The following is a 22,182-nucleotide window of genomic DNA, read 5'->3' as shown; positions in this document are numbered from 1 at the left end:
TGGGAACACAAGCAAGAATGGCTAAGGTATTCGCGATAGCGAACCAGAAGGGTGGTGTGGGCAAGACCACCACCTGCATCAACCTCGCAGCATCCCTGGTCGCGACCAAGCGCCGGGTGCTGTTGATCGATCTCGATCCACAGGGCAACGCCACCATGGGTAGCGGTGTGGATAAACATGGCCTGGAAAACTCGGTCTACGACCTGCTGATCGGCGAATGCGATCTGGCGCAGGCCATGCACTTCTCGGAACACGGCGGTTATCAACTGCTGCCGGCCAACCGCGACCTGACGGCCGCCGAAGTGGTGCTGCTGGAAATGCAGATGAAGGAGAGCCGTCTGCGCAGCGCGCTGGCGCCAATCCGTGAAAACTACGATTACATTCTGATCGACTGCCCGCCGTCGCTGTCGATGCTCACGCTGAACGCACTGGTCGCCGCTGACGGGGTGATTATCCCCATGCAGTGCGAATACTTTGCGCTCGAAGGTCTGAGCGACCTTGTGGATAACATCAAGCGCATCGCCGAACTGCTGAACCCGAACCTGAAGGTCGAAGGCCTGCTGCGGACCATGTACGACCCGCGCCTGAGCCTGATGAACGATGTATCGGCCCAGCTCAAGGAACACTTCGGCGATCAGCTGTACGACACGGTTATCCCGCGCAACATTCGCCTGGCCGAAGCACCGAGCTACGGCATGCCGGCGCTGGCTTACGACAAGCAATCGCGTGGCGCGCTGGCCTATCTGGCCCTGGCGGGCGAGATGGTTCGCCGTCAGCGCAAAAATTCACGCATCGCCGCTGCCCAGCCAACTTAAGGAATCCCCATGGCCGTCAAGAAACGAGGTCTCGGACGAGGACTGGATGCACTGCTGAGCGGTCCGACTGTCAGCTCGCTGGAAGAACAAGCGGCGCAGGCTGACAGCCGTGAGTTGCAGCACCTGCCGCTGGACCTGCTGCAACGCGGCAAGTATCAGCCACGCCGGGACATGGATCCGCAGGCACTGGAAGAGCTGGCGCAGTCGATCAAGGCTCAGGGCGTGATGCAGCCGATCGTGGTTCGCCCTATTGGTGGTGGCCGATTTGAAATCATTGCCGGTGAACGTCGCTGGCGTGCCAGCCAGCAGGCCGGGCAGGAAACCATCCCGGCCATGGTCCGTGATGTGCCGGATGAAACCGCGATCGCCATTGCACTGATCGAAAACATCCAGCGCGAAGACCTGAACCCGATCGAAGAAGCGGTGGCCCTGCAGCGCCTGCAGCAGGAATTCCAGCTCACTCAGCAACAGGTGGCCGAGGCTGTGGGTAAGTCCCGCGTCACCGTGGCCAACCTGTTGCGCCTGATTGCGCTGCCGGAAGTCATCAAGACCATGCTGTCCCACGGCGACCTGGAAATGGGTCATGCCCGTGCATTGCTCGGTCTGCCGGACAATCAGCAGGTAGAAGGGGCGCGACATGTTGTCGCACGCGGTCTCACCGTGCGCCAAACTGAGGCACTGGTTCGTCAGTGGTTGAGTGGCAAACCCGAGCCTGTGGAACCTGCAAAACCGGACCCGGATATCGCTCGCCTCGAGCAACGTCTGGCCGAGCGCCTAGGCTCTGCGGTGCAGATCCGCCACGGGAAGAAGGGAAAGGGTCAGTTGGTGATCGGTTACAACTCCCTCGATGAGCTTCAGGGTGTGCTTGCACACATCCGCTGAAACAATTCCTCTTGTAGCGCGCAGTCGGAAATCACTACCTGACAGTTGAATAGGGGCAGAACCGCCCCTATACTCTGCGCGCATTTTGTCGGCACAAATTATGCCAAGTTATTGAATTTCGGCAGCCGACCATTGGAGAGCAAAAGTGATGGAAACCCGCAAGCCAAACCGCCTGCCGTTCCATCGCCTGGCGGTTTTTCCGGTGTTGATGGCTCAATTTGTCATTTTGCTCATTGCCGCTTTGGCGCTCTGGCAATGGCACGGAGTCGTTGCCGGATACTCGGGACTTGGCGGAGGCCTGATAGCCTTGCTGCCCAATGTTTATTTCGCTCACAAGGCATTTCGGTTTTCCGGCGCCCGAGCAGCCCAGTCCATCGTCCGGTCTTTCTATGCCGGCGAGGCAGGCAAACTGATTTTGACGGCAGTGCTGTTTGCACTGGTGTTTGCAGGTGTGAAGCCACTGGCGCCGATCGCTGTATTCGGCGCCTTCGTGCTGACTCAGTCGGTCAGCTGGTTCGCTCCCCTGCTGATGAGAACAAGACTTTCGAGACCTTAGGGCGTTTGAGGCAACCATGGCAGAAACAACCGCTTCGGGCTATATCCAGCACCACTTGCAGAACCTGACCTTCGGTCAGCTACCCAACGGCGGCTGGGGCTTTGCCCACACCGCAGCAGAAGCCAAGGAAATGGGCTTCTGGGCTTTCCACGTCGATACCCTCGGCTGGTCGGTCGCGCTGGGTCTGATCTTCGTCCTTCTTTTCCGCATGGCGGCCAAGAAGGCGACTTCCGGTCAGCCGGGTGCACTGCAGAACTTCGTTGAAGTGCTGGTCGAATTCGTCGATGGCAGCGTGAAAGACAGCTTCCATGGCCGTAGCCCGGTGATCGCACCGCTGGCACTGACCATCTTCGTCTGGGTGTTCCTGATGAACGCCGTCGACCTGGTACCGGTCGACTGGATTCCTCAGCTGGCCATCCTTATCTCCGGCGACCACCACATCCCGTTCCGTGCCGTGTCGACCACCGACCCGAACGCGACTCTGGGCATGGCGTTCTCGGTTTTCGCACTGATCATTTTCTATAGCATCAAGGTCAAGGGCCTCGGCGGCTTCATCGGCGAGCTGACCCTGCACCCGTTCGGCAGCAAGAACATCTTCGTTCAGGCGCTGCTGATCCCGGTGAACTTCCTGCTGGAATTCGTGACCCTGATCGCCAAACCGATCTCTCTGGCTCTGCGTCTGTTCGGCAACATGTATGCCGGCGAACTGGTGTTCATCCTGATCGCTGTGATGTTCGGCAGCGGCCTGCTCTGGCTCAGCGGCCTGGGCGTTGTTCTGCAGTGGGCGTGGGCTGTGTTCCACATCCTGATCATTACCCTGCAGGCGTTCATCTTCATGATGCTGACCATCGTCTACCTGTCGATGGCGCACGAAGAAAACCATTAAGACCAGTCTCGACTAGTCTGATGTCCTTCCCGGTAAAACGGGGAGGGGCTCCTCACGGGGCACCATGAAACGATTTGTTTTACCGCTTTAATCTAAAAAACCTAAACCATACGACGTAAAAGTCGGGAGGAAAGATGGAAACTGTAGTTGGTCTAACCGCTATCGCTGTTGCACTGTTGATCGGCCTGGGCGCACTGGGTACCGCAATTGGTTTCGGCCTGCTGGGCGGCAAGTTCCTGGAAGGCGCAGCGCGTCAGCCAGAAATGGTTCCAATGCTGCAAGTTAAAATGTTCATCGTTGCCGGTCTGCTCGACGCCGTAACCATGATCGGTGTTGGTATCGCTCTGTTCTTCACCTTTGCGAACCCGTTCGTTGGTCAGATCGCTGGCTAATTACCCGGATTCTTCCGAGTAATTTGATGTGATGGACAACGTAACTGCGAGGTGTTGGCGTGAACATTAATGCGACCCTGATTGGCCAGTCCGTTGCGTTCCTGATTTTTGTACTGTTCTGCATGAAGTTCGTATGGCCTCCGGTCATCGCAGCTCTGCATGAACGTCAAAAGAAGATCGCTGATGGTCTGGACGCTGCCAGCCGTGCAGCTCGCGACCTGGAGTTGGCCCAAGAGAAAGCGGGTCAGCAACTGCGCGAAGCGAAAGCTCAGGCAGCTGAAATCATCGAGCAAGCCAAGAAACGCGGTAACCAGATTGTCGAAGAGGCCGTTGAAAAGGCCCGCGTCGACGCTGACCGTGTGAAGGTTCAGGCTCAAGCCGAGATCGAACAGGAACTGAACAGTGTCAAAGACAAGCTGCGCGCCCAAGTGGGCTTGCTGGCTGTCGGCGGCGCCGAGAAGATCCTGGGTGCCACAATCGATCAAAACGCGCACGCAGAGCTGGTTAACCAACTGGCTGCTGAAATCTAAGCGAGGGCGATCATGGCAGAACTGACCACGTTGGCCCGACCTTACGCTAAGGCGGCCTTCGAGCACGCTCAGGCCCACCAGCAACTGGCCAATTGGTCAGCCATGCTCGGCCTGGCAGCAGCGGTGTCGCAAGACGACACCATGCAGCGCGTGCTCAAGGCCCCGCGACTGACGAGCGCAGAAAAGGCCGCCACGTTCATTGACGTGTGCGGCGACAAGTTTGATGCCAAGGCACAGAACTTCATCAATGTCGTTGCCGAAAACGACCGTCTCCCGCTTCTGCCGGAGATCGCCGCTCTGTTCGACCTGTACAAGGCCGAGCAAGAGAAATCGGTAGACGTTGAAGTGACCAGTGCTTTTGCATTGAACCAAGAACAGCAAGACAAACTCGCCAAGGTTCTCAGTGCACGACTCAACCGGGAAGTGCGCCTGCAAGTTGCGGAGGATGCTGCCCTTATAGGTGGTGTCGTTATCCGCGCCGGCGACCTGGTTATCGATGGCTCGATTCGCGGCAAAATCGCGAAACTTGCCGAAGCATTGAAATCTTGAGTTTGAAGGGGCAGCAGAGCAATGCAGCAACTCAATCCTTCCGAAATAAGTGAAATTATCAAGGGCCGCATCGAAAAGCTCGATGTGACCTCCCAAGCCCGTAACGAAGGCACTGTCGTCAGCGTATCTGACGGTATCGTGCGGATTCACGGTCTGGCCGACGTCATGTACGGCGAGATGATCGAGTTTCCGGGCGGCGTCTACGGTATGGCCCTCAACCTGGAGCAAGACTCCGTAGGTGCCGTTGTACTGGGCGCATACACCAGTCTGGCTGAAGGCATGAGCGCCAAGTGCACCGGCCGCATCCTCGAAGTTCCGGTTGGTAAGGAACTGCTGGGTCGCGTTGTCGACGCACTGGGTAACCCTGTTGACGGCAAAGGTCCACTGGGTAACACCGAGACCGACGCGGTCGAGAAAGTTGCTCCGGGCGTGATCTGGCGTAAGTCGGTAGACCAGCCTGTACAGACTGGCTACAAGGCTGTCGATGCCATGATCCCTGTCGGCCGTGGCCAGCGTGAGCTGATCATCGGTGACCGTCAGATCGGTAAAACCGCTCTGGCGATCGACGCGATCATCAACCAGAAAGACAGCGGCATTTTCTGCGTCTACGTGGCAATCGGTCAGAAACAATCGACCATCGCCAACGTGGTTCGCAAGCTGGAAGAAAACGGTGCACTGGCTAACACCATCATCGTTGCAGCGAGCGCTTCGGAATCTGCAGCACTGCAATTCCTGGCACCGTACTCCGGTTGCACCATGGGTGAATTCTTCCGCGACCGCGGTGAAGACGCGCTGATCGTTTATGACGATCTGTCCAAGCAAGCAGTGGCTTACCGCCAGATTTCCCTGCTGCTGCGCCGTCCACCAGGCCGTGAAGCTTACCCAGGCGACGTGTTCTATCTCCACTCCCGTCTGCTGGAGCGCGCATCCCGCGTTTCGGAAGAATACGTAGAGAAGTTCACCAACGGCGCAGTGACCGGCAAAACCGGTTCCCTGACCGCACTGCCGATCATCGAAACCCAGGCTGGCGACGTTTCCGCGTTCGTTCCGACCAACGTGATTTCCATCACCGACGGTCAGATCTTCCTGGAATCGGCCATGTTCAACTCGGGCATCCGCCCTGCAGTGAACGCCGGTGTTTCGGTATCCCGTGTGGGTGGTGCCGCTCAGACCAAGATCATCAAGAAGCTGTCCGGTGGTATCCGTACCGCTCTGGCTCAGTACCGTGAACTGGCGGCATTCGCCCAGTTCGCTTCTGACCTGGACGAAGCGACCCGCAAGCAACTTGAGCATGGTCAGCGCGTTACCGAGCTGATGAAGCAGAAGCAATACGCACCAATGTCGATCGCTGACATGGCGCTGTCGCTGTATGCCGCTGAGCGTGGGTTCCTGACTGACATTGAAATCGCCAAGATCGGCAGCTTCGAACAAGCGCTGATTGCTTTCTTCAACCGCGATCACGCCGATTTGATGGCGAAGATCAACGTTAAAGGTGACTTCAATGACGAAATCGACGCTGGCCTGAAGGCTGGTATCGAGAAGTTCAAGGCCACCCAAACCTGGTAAGCCGCAGCGGGAGCCGCAAGGCTCCCGCTTGCTAACCTGATAGGTGTTACATGGCAGGCGCAAAAGAGATTCGCAGTAAGATTGCGAGCATCAAAAGCACGCAAAAAATTACCAGCGCCATGGAAAAAGTGGCGGTCAGCAAAATGCGCAAGGCACAAATGCGCATGGCTGCTAGCCGTCCTTATGCGGAGCGTATCCGCCAGGTAATTGGGCATCTGGCCAACGCCAACCCGGAATACCGCCATCCGTTCATGATCGACCGCGCCATCAAGCGTGTCGGCTATGTCGTGGTGAGCAGTGACCGTGGTCTGTGCGGCGGCTTGAACACCAACCTGTTCAAGGCCCTGGTCAAGGACATGGCGGTAAACCGCGAAAACGGCGTCGAGATTGATCTGTGTGTCGTTGGTAGCAAGGGTGCGGCCTTTTTCCGCAACTTCGGCGGTAACGTCGTTGCAGCTATCAGCCACCTGGGTGAAGAGCCGTCGATCAATGATCTGATCGGCAGCGTCAAGGTGATGCTGGATGCCTATCTGGACGGCCGTATTGACCGCCTGTCCGTGGTATCCAACAAGTTCATCAACACCATGACGCAACAGCCTACCGTGGAGCAGTTGATTCCACTGGTAGCGACCCCGGATCAGGATCTCAAGCACCACTGGGACTACCTCTACGAACCAGACGCCAAAGAGCTGCTTGACGGCTTGATGGTGCGTTACGTGGAGTCGCAGGTGTACCAGGCGGTGGTCGAGAACAACGCGGCCGAACAAGCTGCGCGGATGATCGCGATGAAGAACGCTACCGACAACGCCGGTGATTTGATCAGCGATTTGCAGCTGATCTACAACAAGGCGCGTCAGGCTGCGATCACCCAAGAGATCTCGGAAATCGTCGGCGGCGCTGCCGCGGTTTAACGGTTCAAATATTCAGAGGATCCAGCTATGAGTAGCGGACGTATCGTTCAAATCATCGGCGCCGTTATCGACGTGGAATTTCCACGCGACAGCGTACCGAGCATCTACGACGCCTTGAAGGTTCAAGGCGCCGAAACCACTCTGGAAGTTCAGCAGCAGCTGGGCGACGGCGTGGTTCGTACCATTGCGATGGGCTCCACCGAAGGCTTGAAGCGCGGTCTGGACGTCAACAACACTGGCGCAGCCATCTCCGTACCGGTCGGTAAAGCGACTCTGGGCCGGATCATGGACGTACTGGGCAACCCGATCGACGAAGCTGGCCCGATCGGCGAAGAAGAGCGCTGGGGTATCCACCGCGCCGCTCCTTCCTTCGCAGAACAAGCTGGCGGCAACGAGCTGCTGGAAACAGGCATCAAGGTTATCGACCTGGTTTGCCCGTTCGCCAAGGGCGGTAAAGTCGGTCTGTTCGGTGGTGCCGGTGTAGGCAAGACCGTAAACATGATGGAACTGATCCGTAACATCGCCATCGAGCACAGCGGTTATTCCGTGTTCGCCGGTGTGGGTGAGCGTACTCGTGAGGGTAACGACTTCTACCACGAGATGAAGGACTCCAACGTTCTCGACAAGGTAGCCCTGGTCTACGGTCAGATGAACGAGCCACCGGGAAACCGTCTGCGCGTAGCGCTGACCGGCCTGACCATGGCCGAGAAGTTCCGTGACGAAGGTAACGACGTTCTGCTGTTCGTCGACAACATCTATCGTTACACCCTGGCCGGTACCGAAGTATCCGCACTGCTGGGCCGTATGCCTTCGGCAGTAGGTTACCAGCCGACTCTGGCTGAAGAGATGGGCGTGCTGCAAGAGCGCATCACTTCGACCAAGCAAGGTTCGATTACTTCGATCCAGGCCGTATACGTACCAGCGGACGACTTGACTGACCCGTCGCCAGCGACCACGTTTGCTCACCTGGACGCTACTGTCGTTCTGTCCCGTGACATCGCTTCCCTGGGTATCTACCCGGCGGTAGACCCACTGGACTCGACTTCGCGTCAGCTGGACCCGAACGTGATCGGCAACGATCACTACGAGACCGCTCGTGGCGTTCAGTACGTGCTGCAGCGTTACAAAGAACTGAAGGACATCATCGCGATCCTGGGTATGGACGAGCTGTCGGAAGCCGACAAGCAGTTGGTAAACCGTGCTCGTAAGATCCAGCGCTTCTTGTCGCAGCCGTTCTTCGTGGCTGAAGTCTTCACCGGTGCTTCGGGTAAATACGTTTCCCTGAAAGACACCATTGCTGGCTTCAAAGGCATCCTCAACGGTGACTACGACCACCTGCCAGAACAAGCGTTCTACATGGTCGGCGGCATCGAAGAAGCGATCGAGAAAGCCAAGAAACTGTAATCCCGGCGCCCGGCAACGGGCGCTAATTTAGGTTGAGGCAATCAGATGGCTATGACAGTCCATTGCGATATCGTCAGCGCGGAAGGGGAAATCTTCTCCGGCCTGGTCGAGATGGTGATTGCGCACGGTGCTCTGGGTGATCTTGGTATCGCTCTGGGCCACGCGCCGCTGATCACGAATCTCAAGCCGGGCCCGATCCGCCTGATCAAGCAAGGCGGGGAAGCCGAGGTGTTCTACATCTCCGGTGGTTTCCTCGAGGTTCAGCCGAACATGGTCAAGGTTCTTGCCGACACTGTGCAACGTGCCGCCGACCTGGATGAAGCTCAGGCTCAAGCAGCTCTCAAGGCTGCCGAGGCCGCTCTGCATGAGAAGAGCGCAGATTTCGACTACGGAGCTGCGTCCGCACGTCTGGCCGAGGCCGCAGCCCAGCTGCGCACCGTCCAGCAGATCCGCAAGAAGTTTGGCGGTTGATCCGTCAGTCCGCTTGTTGTGCGATTGATAAAAAAGGGTAGCCTCGGCTACCCTTTTTTCTTTTCCGAATTCTACAAACCCGGTCGCAGTTGCTGACCACCCAGGATTGGTAGCAGTCATGTCTCTTGAAATCGTAATCCTCGCGGCCGGTCAAGGCACCCGCATGCGTTCGGCACTGCCGAAAGTGCTGCACCCGATTGCCGGCGATTCCATGCTCGGCCATGTTATCCACAGCGCCCGTCAACTCGATCCGCAGCGCATTCACGTGGTCATCGGTCATGGCGCCGATGTGGTGCGCGAACGTCTGGCTGCCGATGACCTCAATTTCGTGCTGCAGGACAAGCAATTGGGCACCGGCCACGCAACTGCCCAGGCCGTACCGTTCATCAAGTCCGACACCGTTCTGATTCTCTATGGTGACGTGCCGCTGATCGAAGTCGAAACCCTGCAGCGTCTGCTTGAGCATGTCGTTCCTGGCCAGATGGGATTGCTGACCGTCGAACTGGATGACCCGACCGGTTACGGCCGCATCGTGCGCGATGCGAACGGTAAGGTTGCGGCAATCGTCGAGCACAAGGATGCCACTGAAGCCCAACGCGCGATCACAGAAGGTAATACCGGGATTCTCGCGGTACCTGCCAGCCATCTGGCGGACTGGATGGGACGCCTGTCGAACAACAACGCCCAGGGCGAGTATTACCTGACCGACGTGATTGAAATGGCGGTGGGCGACGGCCTGGTGGTCGCGACCGAGCAGCCCCACGATCCGATGGAGGTGCAGGGCGCCAATGATCGCAGGCAACTGTCCGAACTGGAGCGCCACTATCAGTTGCGCGCTGGCCGTCGGCTGATGGCTCAGGGGGTAACCCTGCGTGACCCGGCCCGCTTTGATGTGCGTGGTGAAGTGACCGTCGGTCGCGATGTGTTGATCGACATCAACGTCATTCTCGAAGGCAAAGTCGTCATCGAAGACGACGTGGTGATCGGCCCGAACTGTGTGATCAAGGACAGCACCTTGCGCAAAGGCGTTGTCATCAAGGCCAACAGCCATATCGAAGGTGCGGTGCTGGGTGAAAACAGCGACGCCGGCCCGTTTGCCCGTCTGCGTCCGGGCACTGTGCTCGAGGCCCGTGCCCATGTGGGTAACTTCGTCGAGCTGAAAAACGCCCGTATGGGCGAAGGCGCGAAAGCCGGGCACCTGACTTATCTGGGCGATGCCGAGATCGGTGCCCGTACCAACATCGGCGCTGGCACCATCACCTGTAATTACGATGGCGCCAACAAGTGGAAAACCGTGTTGGGCGAAGATGTGTTCATCGGTTCCAACAATTCGCTGGTGGCGCCTGTGGATATCTCTGCCGGTGCGACCACGGCGGCCGGTTCGACCATCACCCAGAATGTGGATAACGCTCAATTGGCGGTCGCTCGTGCAAGACAGAAGAACATCGATGGCTGGAAGCGGCCGGAGAAGATCAAGAAGAGCTGAGTTATCCACAGTGGTTCAAGGCAAAGGATCGCTGCCCTCAGGCAGCGATTTTTTTTCGTCATCGGCTTGACGGTTCTGCTTCGATAGGTTTTGATTGCTTTCATTATCTTTCGAATCGAAACTTAGCTCGCCATGTCGAAACGCAATACACCCCAACGTCGCCACAATATTCTGGCCTTGCTCAATGAGCAGGGCGAAGTCAGTGTCGACGAGCTCGCCAAGCGTTTCGAAACCTCGGAAGTTACGATTCGCAAGGATCTGGCTGCACTGGAAAGCCACGGTCTGTTGCTGCGTCGGTATGGCGGGGCGATCACCATGCCTCAGGAACTGGTGGCAGACGTCAGTCAGAACGTTTCCAAATACAAGCAGGCGATTGCCCGTGCTGCGGTCACACGCATTCGCGAACACGCCCGCATCATCATCGACAGTGGCAGCACCACCGCTGCCATGATTCCGGAGCTCGGCCAGCAGCCGGGCCTGGTGGTGATGACCAATTCCCTGCATGTCGCCAATGCCCTGAGTGAACTCGAGCATGAACCGGTCCTGCTGATGACCGGCGGCACCTGGGATCCCCATTCGGAATCCTTTCAGGGCCAGGTCGCCGAGCAGGTACTACGCTCTTACGACTTCGATCAATTGTTCATCGGTGCCGACGGCATCGATCTGGTGCGTGGCACCACGACCTTCAATGAGTTGCTCGGTTTGAGCCGGGTGATGGCGGAAGTGGCGCGGGAAGTGGTCGTGATGGTCGAGGCCGACAAGATCGGCCGCAAGATTCCAAACCTGGAGCTGCCGTGGAGCAGTGTCCATACCCTAATCACCGATGATCGCCTGCCGCCGGAGGCACGGGATCAGATTCAGTCTCGCGGTATCAATTTGATTTGCGCGACGGTCAGTCAGGAGAAATAAGCATGTGTGGAATTGTCGGCGCGGTAGCTGAACGTAATATCACCGCCATCCTGGTCGAAGGCCTCAAGCGCCTCGAATACCGCGGTTATGACAGTGCCGGTGTGGCGGTGTACACCAATGACGGCATGCTGGAACGCACCCGTCGTGTGGGCAAGGTCAGCGAACTGGATGCTGCCCTGGCTGAACATCCGCTGGTGGGTCGTCTCGGCATCGCCCACACCCGCTGGGCTACTCATGGCGCGCCAAGCGAACGCAATGCTCACCCGCATTTCTCGGATAAGGTCGCGGTGGTGCACAACGGCATCATCGAAAACCATGAAGCGCTGCGCGAGCAACTCAAGGCGCAGGGTTACGTGTTCTCCTCCGACACCGACACCGAAGTCATCGCCCACCTGCTGACCGAAAAGCTCAAGGTGCTGCCGGACCTGACCGATGCCCTGAAGGCAACCGTCAAGGAACTGCATGGCGCCTACGGTCTGGCGGTCATTCACGCGCTGCAACCGGATCGTCTGGTCGCGGCTCGCAGCGGCAGCCCGCTGGTGATCGGTCTGGGCCTGGGCGAAAACTTCCTCGCGTCCGACCAACTGGCTCTGCGTCAGGTCACCGACCGTTTCATGTACCTGGAAGAGGGCGATATCGCCGAAATCCAGCGTGACAAGGTGCAGATCTGGGACGTGACCGGCAAAGCCGTCGAGCGCCAGACCGTGCAGTACACCGACGGTGCCGAAGCCGCCGACAAAGGCGAGTTCCGCCACTACATGCTCAAGGAAATCCATGAGCAGCCATCCGTGGTGCAACGCACGCTGGAAGGTCGATTGAGCTCGGATCAGGTGCTGGTGCAGGCGTTCGGCCCGCAGGCCGCCGAACTGTTCGCCAAAGTGCGCAATGTGCAAATTGTGGCGTGCGGCACCAGTTACCACGCCGGCATGGTTGCCCGTTACTGGCTCGAAGAGCTGGCGGGGATTCCGTGCCAGGTCGAAGTCGCCAGTGAGTTCCGCTACCGCAAGGTGGTGGTGCAGCCGGACACTCTGTTCGTCACCATTTCCCAGTCCGGCGAAACCGCCGACACCCTGGCCGCCCTGCGCAACGCCAAGGAACTGGGTTTCCTGGGCAGCCTGGCGATCTGCAACGTCGGCATCAGTTCGCTGGTGCGCGAATCCGACCTGACCCTGCTGACCCAGGCCGGTCGTGAAATCGGCGTGGCTTCGACCAAAGCGTTCACCACACAATTGGTGGGCCTGCTGCTGCTGACCCTGTCCCTGGGCCAGGTGCGCGGCACTCTGGAAAAAGGCGTTGAAGCCCGACTGATTGAAGAACTGCGTCGCCTGCCGACTCGCCTGGGCGAAGCGCTGGCCATGGACAGCACGGTGGAAAAAATCGCCGAACTGTTCGCTGACAAAAACCACACCCTGTTCCTCGGTCGTGGTGCGCAGTATCCAGTCGCGATGGAAGGGGCTCTGAAACTCAAGGAAATTTCGTACATCCACGCCGAAGCTTACCCTGCCGGCGAACTGAAGCATGGCCCGCTGGCGCTTGTGGATAACGACATGCCGGTGGTCACCGTGGCGCCGAACAACGAACTGCTCGAGAAGCTCAAGTCCAACCTGCAGGAAGTTCGTGCCCGTGGCGGCGAACTGATCGTGTTCGCTGACGAGAAGGCGGGGATGACCAACGGCGAAGGCACCCACGTGGTGCAGATGCCGCACATCCACGACATTCTGTCGCCGATCCTCTACACCATCCCGCTGCAACTGCTGTCGTACTACGTCGCGGTGCTCAAGGGCACAGACGTGGACCAGCCGCGTAACCTGGCGAAGTCGGTGACGGTGGAATAAGTTATCCACACGCCGCACCAGACGACCACAGCTCGGAGACTCATCGGGGTCTCCAGGCTTTGGCATGTTTCCCACCTTTTGTTACCGAACACCCCAGCGCGGTGCAATGCCACGCTCCTGTAACAGTCTCTCTGATTTCAAAAAGCGCCCCTTCGAAAAAAATTCAATCACTCGATGCCCCGTGAATCCGGCCCCCAAGCGGTATCCGCAGATTTTGCTGGATGGCTTCTCGACAAGTTGGCCGTTCAATTGCATATGCTTGTATGTACAAGTAAAGACGTATGCATACGAGTTGAAAGAAACCGAGCATCTCGTCCACTGATTCGCTTGTCGCGCCAAGGGGCGCACAAGCCGCTTGCCCACCGCCAGGGTTGGTTTGAATTGATCGCTGAGGAGTCTTTTTCGTGACTGACAATAAGCCTACAAAATTCCGCAATGTTGAGATCCGTGCATCGCGCGGCAACAAGCTGACCGCCAAGAGCTGGCTGACCGAAGCGCCGCTGCGCATGCTGATGAACAACCTCGACCCGGAAGTCGCCGAGAACCCGAAAGAGCTGGTGGTTTACGGTGGCATCGGCCGCGCCGCGCGCAACTGGGAGTGCTACGACAAGATCGTCGAGAGCCTGACCAACCTGAACGACGACGAAACCCTGCTGGTGCAATCGGGCAAACCGGTCGGCGTGTTCAAGACCCACAGCAATGCGCCGCGCGTGCTGATCGCCAACTCCAACCTGGTACCGCACTGGGCGACCTGGGAACACTTCAACGAACTCGACGCCAAGGGCTTGGCCATGTACGGCCAGATGACCGCCGGCAGCTGGATCTACATCGGCAGCCAGGGCATCGTCCAGGGCACTTACGAAACCTTCGTCGAGGCCGGTCGCCAGCATTACAACTCCAACCTCAAGGGCCGCTGGGTCCTGACCGCGGGCCTCGGCGGCATGGGCGGCGCCCAGCCATTGGCCGCGACCCTGGCCGGTGCCTGCTCGCTGAACATCGAATGCCAGCAGGTCAGCATCGATTTCCGCCTGAAAAGCCGTTACGTCGACGAACAGGCCAAAGACCTCGACGACGCCCTGGCGCGCATTGAAAAGTACACAAAAGAAGGCAAGGCGATCTCCATCGCGCTGCTCGGCAACGCCGCCGAAATCCTCCCGGAACTGGTCCGTCGCGGCGTGCGCCCGGACATGGTCACCGACCAGACCAGCGCCCACGACCCGCTCAATGGCTACCTGCCGGCCGGCTGGACCTGGGACGAATACCGCGCCCGCGCCAAGACCGAACCGGCCGCGGTGATCAAGGCTGCCAAGCAGTCGATGGCGGTGCACGTCAAAGCCATGCTGGACTTCCAGAAGCAAGGCATCCCGACCTTCGACTACGGCAACAACATCCGCCAGATGGCCCAGGAAGAGGGCGTGGAAAACGCCTTCGATTTCCCGGGTTTCGTGCCGGCTTATATCCGTCCGCTGTTCTGCCGTGGCATCGGCCCGTTCCGCTGGGCGGCGCTGTCGGGTGATCCGCAGGACATCTACAAGACCGACGCCAAAGTCAAAGAACTGATCCCGGACGACGCCCACCTGCACAACTGGCTGGACATGGCCCGCGAGCGCATCAGCTTCCAGGGTCTGCCGGCGCGGATCTGCTGGGTCGGCCTGGGCCAGCGCGCCAAGCTCGGTCTGGCGTTCAACGAAATGGTCCGTCGCGGCGAGCTGTCGGCACCGATCGTGATCGGTCGCGACCACCTCGACTCCGGCTCGGTGTCCAGCCCGAACCGCGAAACCGAATCGATGCAGGACGGCTCGGATGCGGTCTCCGACTGGCCACTGCTCAACGCTTTGCTCAACACCGCCAGCGGCGCGACCTGGGTGTCGCTGCACCACGGTGGCGGCGTCGGCATGGGCTTCTCGCAACACTCGGGCATGGTGATCGTCTGCGACGGTACGGATGAAGCGGCCGAGCGTATCGCTCGCGTGCTGCACAACGACCCGGGCACCGGTGTGATGCGTCACGCCGACGCCGGTTACCAGATCGCCATCGACTGCGCCAAGGAGCAGGGGCTGAACCTGCCGATGATTACTTCGGTTAAAGGAGCCTGAACATGACTGCACTGAACCTGATCCCCGGCCAACTGAGCCTGTCCCAACTGCGTGACGTCTATCAGCACCCGGTCAAACTGACCCTCGACTACAGCGCCGCCGCCCAGATCGAAGCCAGCGTCGCCTGCGTCGAGCAGATCCTCGCCGAGAACCGCACCGCCTACGGCATCAACACCGGTTTCGGCCTACTGGCCTCGACCCGCATCGCCAGCGAAGACCTGGAAAACCTGCAGCGTTCGCTGGTGTTGTCCCACGCCGCCGGCGTCGGCCAGCCGATCAGCGATGAGCTGGTGCGCCTGATCATGGTGCTCAAGGTCAACAGCCTCAGCCGTGGTTTCTCCGGCATCCGTCGCGTGGTGATCGATGCGCTGATTGCGCTGATCAACGCCGAGGTTTATCCGCACATTCCGTTGAAAGGTTCGGTCGGTGCATCCGGCGACCTCGCGCCATTGGCGCACATGTCGCTGGTGCTGCTGGGCGAAGGCAAGGCGCGCTACAAGGGCGAGTGGATGGAAGCCACCGAAGCGCTGAAAGTCGCCGGTCTGACGCCGCTGACGCTGGCGGCGAAAGAAGGTCTGGCGCTGCTCAACGGTACGCAGGTTTCCACTGCATTCGCTTTGCGCGGTCTGTTCGAAGGTGAAGACCTGTTCGCCGGCGCGCTGGCACTGGGCGGGCTTACAGTTGAAGCGGTATTGGGCTCGCGCTCGCCGTTCGATGCCCGTATCCACGCCGCCCGTGGCCAGAAAGGCCAGATCGACGCCGCTGCTGCTTACCGCGATCTGCTGGGCGAGCGCAGCGAAGTCTCCGACTCGCACCAGAACTGCGAAAAGGTTCAGGATCCGTACTCGCTGCGTTGCCAGCCACAAGTCATGGGCGCATGCCTGACCCAGTTCCGTCAGGCCGCCGAGGTGCTGGTCATCGAGGCCAACGCCGTGTCCGACAACCCGTTGGTGTTCGCGGCCGAAGGCGACGTGATTTCCGGTGGTAACTTCCACGCCGAACCGGTGGCCATGGCTGCTGACAACATGGCTTTGGCCATCGCCGAAATCGGCTCCCTCAGCGAGCGCCGCATCTCGTTGATGATGGACAAGCACATGTCGCAACTGCCGCCGTTCCTGGTAGCCAATGGCGGGGTGAACTCCGGTTTCATGATCGCTCAGGTGACCGCTGCGGCGCTGGCCAGCGAGAACAAGGCACTGGCCCATCCGCATTCGGTGGACAGCCTGCCGACCTCCGCCAACCAGGAAGATCACGTGTCGATGGCCCCGGCTGCCGGCAAGCGTCTGTGGGAAATGGCCGAAAACACTCGCGGCATTCTCGCGGTGGAATGGCTGGCGGCGGTGCAGGGGCTGGACCTGCGCAACGGCCTGAAGACCTCGAGCAAACTGGAAAAAGCCCGGGGCATTCTGCGTCGCGAAGTGCCGTTCTACGAGAAGGATCGCTTCTTCGCGCCGGACATCAATGCGGCGACCGAACTGCTGGCTTCGCGGTGTCTGAACGAACTGGTTCCAGACAAGCTTTTGCCTAGCCTGTAAGGGCCTCTTCGCGGGCAAGCCCGCTCCCACAGTTGGAATGTCTACCACTGTGGGAGCGGGCCTGCCCGCGAATCGATTTTTGCGTCGAATAACAATAAATAAGGACGAAAAATGCAGCAGCCAGCAAAAGGTTTGAAACGCGGGCTTTCGGCCCGACACATTCGCTTCATGGCCCTGGGATCGGCGATCGGTACCGGGTTGTTCTACGGTTCTGCCTCGGCCATCCAGATGGCCGGTCCAGCGGTTCTGCTCGCTTACCTGATCGGTGGCGCGGCGGTGTTCATGGTCATGCGCGCCCTGGGCGAGATGGCGGTGCACAACCCGGTCGCCGGCTCGTTCGGGCATTACGCGAGCACCTACCTCGGCCCCATGGCGGGCTTCATTCTCGGTTGGACCTACGCGTTCGAAATGGTCATCGTCGGCATGGCCGATGTGACCGCGTTCGGCATTTACATGGGCTTCTGGTTTCCGGAAGTCTCGCGCTGGATCTGGGTGCTGGGCATCGTTTCGGTCGTTGGCGGCCTGAACCTGTGCAACGTCAAAGTCTTCGGTGAAATGGAGTTCTGGCTGTCGTTGCTCAAGGTGGCGGCCATCGTTGCGATGATCCTCGGCGGCTTCGGCATCATGCTGTTCGGCATCAGCACCGCCCCCGGTCAGGCCACCGATATCAGCAACTTGTGGACCCAGGGCGGCTTCATGCCCAACGGCGTGGGCGGCCTGATCGCCTCGTTTGCCGTGGTGATGTTTGCCTTCGGCGGCATCGAGATCATCGGCGTGACCGCCGGTGAAGCCAAGGATCCGCACCGTGTATTGCCCAAGGCGATCAACGCCGTGCCGATGCGCATCCTGCTGTTCTACGTGCTGACAATGCTGGTGCTGATGTCGATTTTTCCTTGGCAGCAGATTGGCAGCCAGGGCAGCCCGTTTGTGCAGATTTTCGACCATCTGGGCATCAGCTCGGCGGCCACCATTCTGAACATCGTGGTGATCTCGGCGGCGGTGTCGGCCATCAACAGCGACATCTTCGGTGCGGGCCGCATGATGTACGGTCTGGCTCAGCAAGGGCATGCACCCAAAGGTTTTGCTCAGCTATCGCGCAATGGCGTGCCGTGGCTGACGGTGATTGTGATGAGCTGCGCGCTGTTGCTGGGCGTGTTGCTGAACTACCTGATCCCGGAAAACATATTCCTGCTGATCGCTTCCATCGCAACCTTCGCCACGGTGTGGGTGTGGCTGATGATTCTGTTTACCCAAGTGGCTATGCGTCGTTCCATGACGGCCGAGCAGGTGGCGCAATTGAAATTCCCGGTGCCGTTCTGGCCGTACGCACCCATGGCGGCGATTGCCTTCATGTTGTTCGTGTTCGGCGTGCTGGGTTACTTCCCGGACACTCAGGCGGCATTGATTGTCGGCGTGGTCTGGATCGGGTTACTGGTGCTGGCGTATCTGACGTGGGTCAAGCCGGCGGCCGGGCAGGCTGCGCGAGTGACCCGCGATCAGCCGGTGTCTCAGCCTTGATCTGATCGCATGGCCACGTTGGGCTGCTCCAGCAGGTGATGCCCGTTGAGGATCGGGTACTGCCTATAATGCGAGGCGGTTTTTCATCCACTTCGGGGACACCATGGATCGCTTCCAGGAAATGCAGGTCTTCGCGGCCGTTGCTCAGGAACAGGGCTTTTCCGCTGCCGCGCGGCGCTTGGGTCTTTCCGCGGCCAGCGTCACCCGGGCGGTGGCGGCGCTGGAGCAGCGGATCGGTACGCAATTGCTGATTCGCACCACCCGCAGCGTGCACCTGAGTGAGGCGGGTCAGCGTTACCTGGAAGACTGTCGGAGGATTCTTGCCGAGGTGCAGGAAGCCGAAGACTCCGCTGCCGGCAGCCACACCCAGCCCCGTGGGCAATTGACGGTGACGGCGCCGGTGTTGTTCGGCGAGCTGTTTGTCACACCGGTGATGGCGGGTTATCTGACGCAATACCCGGACGTTTCCATCAACGCCCTGTTGCTGGATCGTGTGGTGAGCATGGTCGAGGAAGGCGTGGATGTGGCGATCCGCATCGGTGATTTGCCGGACAGCAACCAGCATGCGATCCGGGTCGGCGAGGTGCGTCGGGTGATCTGCGGTTCGCCGGATTATTTCGTCGCGCATGGGCGGCCAACCCATCCCCAGGCGCTGGCCGGTGCGCCAGTGGTGGCGACCTCGGCCATCGGTCAGCTGCGCAACTGGCCGTTTCTGGAAGGCGGTGAACCCTTGAGCGTCAGGCCTGAGCCGCGACTGGTGGTCACCGGCAATCAGGCGGCTATCACCGCCGCTTGTTTGGGGCTTGGGTTGACTCGGGTGCTGTCTTATCAGGTGGCCGGCAAGATCGCCTCGGGTGAGCTGGAAATCGTCCTCGCCGAGTACGAGTTGCCGCCGCTGCCCATCCATGTGGTGTATCAGGGCGGGCGCAAGGCGCCGACCCGGGTGCGCAGTTTTGTCGATTACACCGTGAGCGCCTTGCGCGAGCATCCAGCCCTGAAAAACGCGGCGTTATTTCATCCAGAGAAATAATGGATTGCGTTTGCTGGTTATTCTGTTGTTTTCGCGATAGGTGGAAGATGGCTGCCACGGTTGTCGCCCATTTCGGGCGACGCAAACGTCCAGCGGAGTCGACCATGCAAGCGATCAAACTCTACAACTTCCCGCGTTCCGGCCACGCCCACCGGGTCGAGCTGATGCTGTCCCTGTTGCAACTGCCGACCGAGCTGATCTTCGTTGATCTGGCCAAGGGCGAGCACAAACAACCGCAATACCTGGCGATCAACAGCTTCGGGCAAGTGCCGGCCATTGATGACAATGGCGTGGTGCTGGCCGATTCCAATGCGATTCTGGTGTATCTGGCGCAGAAGTACGGCAACGGTCGTTGGCTGCCGAGCGACCCGGTCGGCGCAGCGCGTGTCCAGCGCTGGCTGTCGGCGGCAGCCGGGCCGATTGCCTTTGGCCCGGCTGCGGCGCGGCTTATCACGGTGTTCGGGGCGAAGTTCAACGCCGAGGAAGTCATCACCCGTGCGCACAACTTTCTCAAGGTGATGGATGTGGAACTGGGCAAAACCCCGTACCTGGTGGGCAACGAGCCGACCATCGCCGACATCTCGGCCTACAGCTACATCGCCCATGCACCGGAAGGCAATGTGTCGCTGGACGACTACGCCAATGTACGTGCCTGGCTGGCGCGGATCGAAGCGCTGCCCGGTTTTGTCGGCATGCCGCGCACCGTCGCCGGCCTGCAAACCACTGCCTGACATTGATCACCCACACTGCGCCGACGGTGCAGGGGAGAGTCCGAGATGGAACGTTCACCGTGGCACGCTGGCGAGCAACAATTGCAGGCCCATGTCGGCGTTGCCGAACGCATGGAGGAGTTCGGTCGTAAGGTGATTCGCACCTGGATGCCGGATCAGCACCGTCAGTTCTATCAGCAATTGCCCTTCATGCTGTACGGCGCCGTCGATGCCGAGGGGCGTCCATGGGCCAGTGTGCTGGAGGGCGAACCGGGATTCGCCCACTCTCCCGAGCCGACGCAAATGCAGTTCGCCAGCCTGCCAGCTGCCGATGATCCGGCGCAGTTGCAGGCCGGTGCCGCGATCGGCCTGCTTGGCATCGAACTGCATACTCGCCGGCGCAATCGGCTCAATGGCCATATCGGCAGCCTCGGGGCGGACGGTTTTACGCTGACGGTGGATCAGTCGTTTGGCAACTGCCCGCAGTACATTCAGTTGCGCCAGTTTCAGCGGGTGCCACTGACGGATCCGCAGACCCGCAAGGCCGAACACCGTGACAGCCTCGATGACGCCGCCATTGCCTTGATCGAAAGTGCCGACACTTTCTTTGTCGCCAGTTACGTTGATGTCGACGGTGAGCGTTCAGTCGATGTTTCCCACCGTGGCGGTCAGCCCGGTTTTGTGCGGATTGAGGGCAATCGACTGACGATCCCGGATTTTGCCGGCAATCTGCACTTCAATACCCTCGGCAATCTGCTCCTCAATCCCTTGGCCGGGTTGCTGTTTATCGACTTTTCCACAGGCGATGTGTTGCAGCTCAGCGGCCGCACCGAGGTGATTCTCGAAGGGCCACAGATCGAGGCTTTCCAAGGCGCCGAAAGGTTGTGGACATTCGAAGTTGAGAAACTGGTTCGGCGTCCGGCAGCGCTGGCTCTTCGCTGGCGCTTCGACGGTATGTCACCCACCAGCCTGCTGACCGGTAACTGGGCCCAGGCCGATGCACGGTTGCAGGCCAAGGCATTGGGGGACAGCTGGCGACCATTGCGGGTGGCCAGGATTGAAATGGAAAGCCGTCATATACGGTCGATTTATCTGGAGCCGGACGACGGTGCGGGGCTGCCGGTGTTTCTCGCCGGGCAGCATCTGCCGCTACGGTTCAACCTCGATGGCGAGGTGCACATCCGTACCTACAGCCTGTCCGGCGCGCCGTCGGACGATTTTTTCCGAATCAGCGTCAAACGCGAAGGACGTGTGTCGACGCACCTGCATGAGCAGATTCGCGTAGGCGATGTGCTGGAGGCGCGCTTGCCTCAAGGGCATTTCACGGTCGCGGCGCTGGAACGCCGTCCACTGGTGTTGTTGGCGGCCGGAGTCGGCATCACGCCGTTGCTGTCGATGCTGCGTGAGGTGGTCTATCAAGGCCTGCGTACCCGGCGGATTCGTCCGACCCTGTTTGTTCAGAGTTCCCGCAGCCTCGCCGACCAGCCGTTTCGCGCAGAGGTGGATCGGTTGCTGGAGGACGCCGGTGACGCCGTGAAGGTGTTGCGAGTGCTCAGCCAGCCAGAGGACGATCTGGTGCAAGGCGAGGATTTCGATATGCGTGGCCGTATCGATGGCGATCTATTGCGCAATCTGCTGACCGACGAGGACTTTGATCAGGTCGACTTTGTGCTCTGCGGCCCCGGCGGTTTTACCCAGGGGATCTACGACACTTTGCGTGAACTGGATGTGCGCGACGACCAGATCCACGCCGAAACCTTCGGCCCCTCGACCCTCAAGCGCCAACCCGATCCGGATGCGATCGTGATCGAGCAATTGCCTGCCGCGACCACTTCGGTGCCGGTGGTGTTCGAGCGTTCGGCCAAGGAAGCGCGCTGGCAGCCCGACGGCGGCAGTCTGCTGGAACTGGCGGAAAGCCGTGGACTGCGTCCGGAATTCAGTTGCCGCGGTGGATCCTGCGGCACCTGCAAGACGCGGCTGATCAGCGGCGCAGTGAATTATCCACAGCCCCCGGCCGAAGTGCCGGAGGAAGGGCAGGTGCTGATCTGCTGTGCGGTGCCGGCGCAAAGTACCCAGCCGCTGGTGCTGGATCTGTAAAGGA

General features: G+C 59.8%; 20 protein-coding genes. All 20 read left to right on the top strand.

Going from position 1 to position 22,182, the window contains the following annotated elements:
* Window positions 1-17: 17 nt before the first annotated feature.
* The 20 genes from C6Y56_RS28965 (at window position 18) to C6Y56_RS28870 (ending at window position 22,178) form a co-directional block, all read left to right on the top strand.
* The gene (locus tag C6Y56_RS28965; RefSeq protein WP_085713099.1) at window positions 18-815 is read left to right on the top strand and encodes a ParA family protein; all 798 of its coding nucleotides are present in this window, start codon (window positions 18-20) and stop codon (window positions 813-815) included.
* 9 nt (window positions 816-824) lie between these two features.
* A complete protein-coding gene (locus C6Y56_RS28960) occupies window positions 825-1,697 on the top strand; it encodes a ParB/RepB/Spo0J family partition protein (protein WP_011336720.1) in 873 nt (290 codons plus the stop codon).
* A 148-nt stretch (window positions 1,698-1,845) separates the two neighbouring features.
* A complete protein-coding gene (locus C6Y56_RS28955) occupies window positions 1,846-2,253 on the top strand; it encodes a F0F1 ATP synthase subunit I (RefSeq protein ID WP_169432574.1) in 408 nt (135 codons plus the stop codon).
* Between the two features lie 16 nt (window positions 2,254-2,269).
* Window positions 2,270-3,139 carry a F0F1 ATP synthase subunit A gene (gene atpB, locus C6Y56_RS28950; protein WP_007954148.1) on the top strand — a complete coding sequence of 290 codons (870 nt, stop codon included), beginning with the start codon at window positions 2,270-2,272 and terminating at the stop codon, window positions 3,137-3,139.
* Between the two features lie 134 nt (window positions 3,140-3,273).
* Window positions 3,274-3,531 carry a F0F1 ATP synthase subunit C gene (gene atpE, locus C6Y56_RS28945; protein WP_003097235.1) on the top strand — a complete coding sequence of 86 codons (258 nt, stop codon included), beginning with the start codon at window positions 3,274-3,276 and terminating at the stop codon, window positions 3,529-3,531.
* A gap of 59 nt (window positions 3,532-3,590) precedes the next feature.
* On the top strand, window positions 3,591-4,061 hold the full coding sequence (locus C6Y56_RS28940) for a F0F1 ATP synthase subunit B (RefSeq protein ID WP_007954149.1): 471 nt from the start codon (window positions 3,591-3,593) through the stop codon (window positions 4,059-4,061).
* Window positions 4,062-4,073: 12 nt separating this feature from the next.
* Window positions 4,074-4,610: a F0F1 ATP synthase subunit delta gene (locus C6Y56_RS28935; protein ID WP_007911956.1), complete on the top strand. Its 537-nt coding sequence runs from the start codon at window positions 4,074-4,076 to the stop codon at window positions 4,608-4,610.
* Between the two features lie 21 nt (window positions 4,611-4,631).
* Window positions 4,632-6,176, top strand: a complete 1,545-nt coding sequence (gene atpA / locus C6Y56_RS28930) for a F0F1 ATP synthase subunit alpha (protein WP_041073579.1) — start codon at window positions 4,632-4,634, stop codon at window positions 6,174-6,176.
* Between the two features lie 50 nt (window positions 6,177-6,226).
* Window positions 6,227-7,087 carry a F0F1 ATP synthase subunit gamma gene (gene atpG / locus C6Y56_RS28925; RefSeq protein WP_008084419.1) on the top strand — a complete coding sequence of 287 codons (861 nt, stop codon included), beginning with the start codon at window positions 6,227-6,229 and terminating at the stop codon, window positions 7,085-7,087.
* Window positions 7,088-7,114: 27 nt separating this feature from the next.
* Entirely contained in the window at window positions 7,115-8,491 is a 1,377-nt protein-coding gene (gene atpD, locus C6Y56_RS28920; RefSeq protein WP_007954162.1) for a F0F1 ATP synthase subunit beta, read from the top strand.
* Between the two features lie 45 nt (window positions 8,492-8,536).
* A complete protein-coding gene (locus C6Y56_RS28915; protein ID WP_007954164.1) occupies window positions 8,537-8,962 on the top strand; it encodes a F0F1 ATP synthase subunit epsilon in 426 nt (141 codons plus the stop codon).
* Between the two features lie 118 nt (window positions 8,963-9,080).
* Entirely contained in the window at window positions 9,081-10,448 is a 1,368-nt protein-coding gene (gene glmU / locus C6Y56_RS28910; protein ID WP_169432573.1) for a bifunctional UDP-N-acetylglucosamine diphosphorylase/glucosamine-1-phosphate N-acetyltransferase GlmU, read from the top strand.
* A gap of 132 nt (window positions 10,449-10,580) precedes the next feature.
* A complete protein-coding gene (locus C6Y56_RS28905) occupies window positions 10,581-11,357 on the top strand; it encodes a DeoR/GlpR family DNA-binding transcription regulator (RefSeq protein WP_169432572.1) in 777 nt (258 codons plus the stop codon).
* A gap of 2 nt (window positions 11,358-11,359) precedes the next feature.
* Entirely contained in the window at window positions 11,360-13,192 is a 1,833-nt protein-coding gene (glmS, locus tag C6Y56_RS28900; protein ID WP_169432571.1) for a glutamine--fructose-6-phosphate transaminase (isomerizing), read from the top strand.
* A 404-nt stretch (window positions 13,193-13,596) separates the two neighbouring features.
* Complete coding sequence (gene hutU / locus C6Y56_RS28895; protein WP_169432570.1) at window positions 13,597-15,288, top strand: urocanate hydratase; 1,692 nt, start codon at window positions 13,597-13,599, stop codon at window positions 15,286-15,288.
* A gap of 2 nt (window positions 15,289-15,290) precedes the next feature.
* Window positions 15,291-16,823 (top strand): histidine ammonia-lyase, encoded by a 1,533-nt coding sequence (gene hutH / locus C6Y56_RS28890; RefSeq protein WP_169432569.1) that lies wholly within the window; start codon window positions 15,291-15,293, stop codon window positions 16,821-16,823.
* A gap of 111 nt (window positions 16,824-16,934) precedes the next feature.
* On the top strand, window positions 16,935-18,341 hold the full coding sequence (locus C6Y56_RS28885) for an amino acid permease (protein WP_169432568.1): 1,407 nt from the start codon (window positions 16,935-16,937) through the stop codon (window positions 18,339-18,341).
* A 103-nt stretch (window positions 18,342-18,444) separates the two neighbouring features.
* On the top strand, window positions 18,445-19,371 hold the full coding sequence (locus C6Y56_RS28880; RefSeq protein WP_169432567.1) for a LysR family transcriptional regulator: 927 nt from the start codon (window positions 18,445-18,447) through the stop codon (window positions 19,369-19,371).
* 104 nt (window positions 19,372-19,475) lie between these two features.
* A complete protein-coding gene (locus C6Y56_RS28875) occupies window positions 19,476-20,102 on the top strand; it encodes a glutathione S-transferase family protein (RefSeq protein WP_169432566.1) in 627 nt (208 codons plus the stop codon).
* A 45-nt stretch (window positions 20,103-20,147) separates the two neighbouring features.
* Window positions 20,148-22,178 carry a pyridoxamine 5'-phosphate oxidase family protein gene (locus C6Y56_RS28870; protein WP_169432565.1) on the top strand — a complete coding sequence of 677 codons (2,031 nt, stop codon included), beginning with the start codon at window positions 20,148-20,150 and terminating at the stop codon, window positions 22,176-22,178.
* Window positions 22,179-22,182 lie beyond the last annotated feature (4 nt).

Source organism: Pseudomonas fluorescens, from assembly GCF_012974785.1.
Lineage (GTDB): Bacteria > Pseudomonadota > Gammaproteobacteria > Pseudomonadales > Pseudomonadaceae > Aquipseudomonas > Aquipseudomonas fluorescens_BT.
Note: the sequence above shows the minus strand (reverse complement) of the source record. Positions and strands in the feature narration are given on the sequence as shown.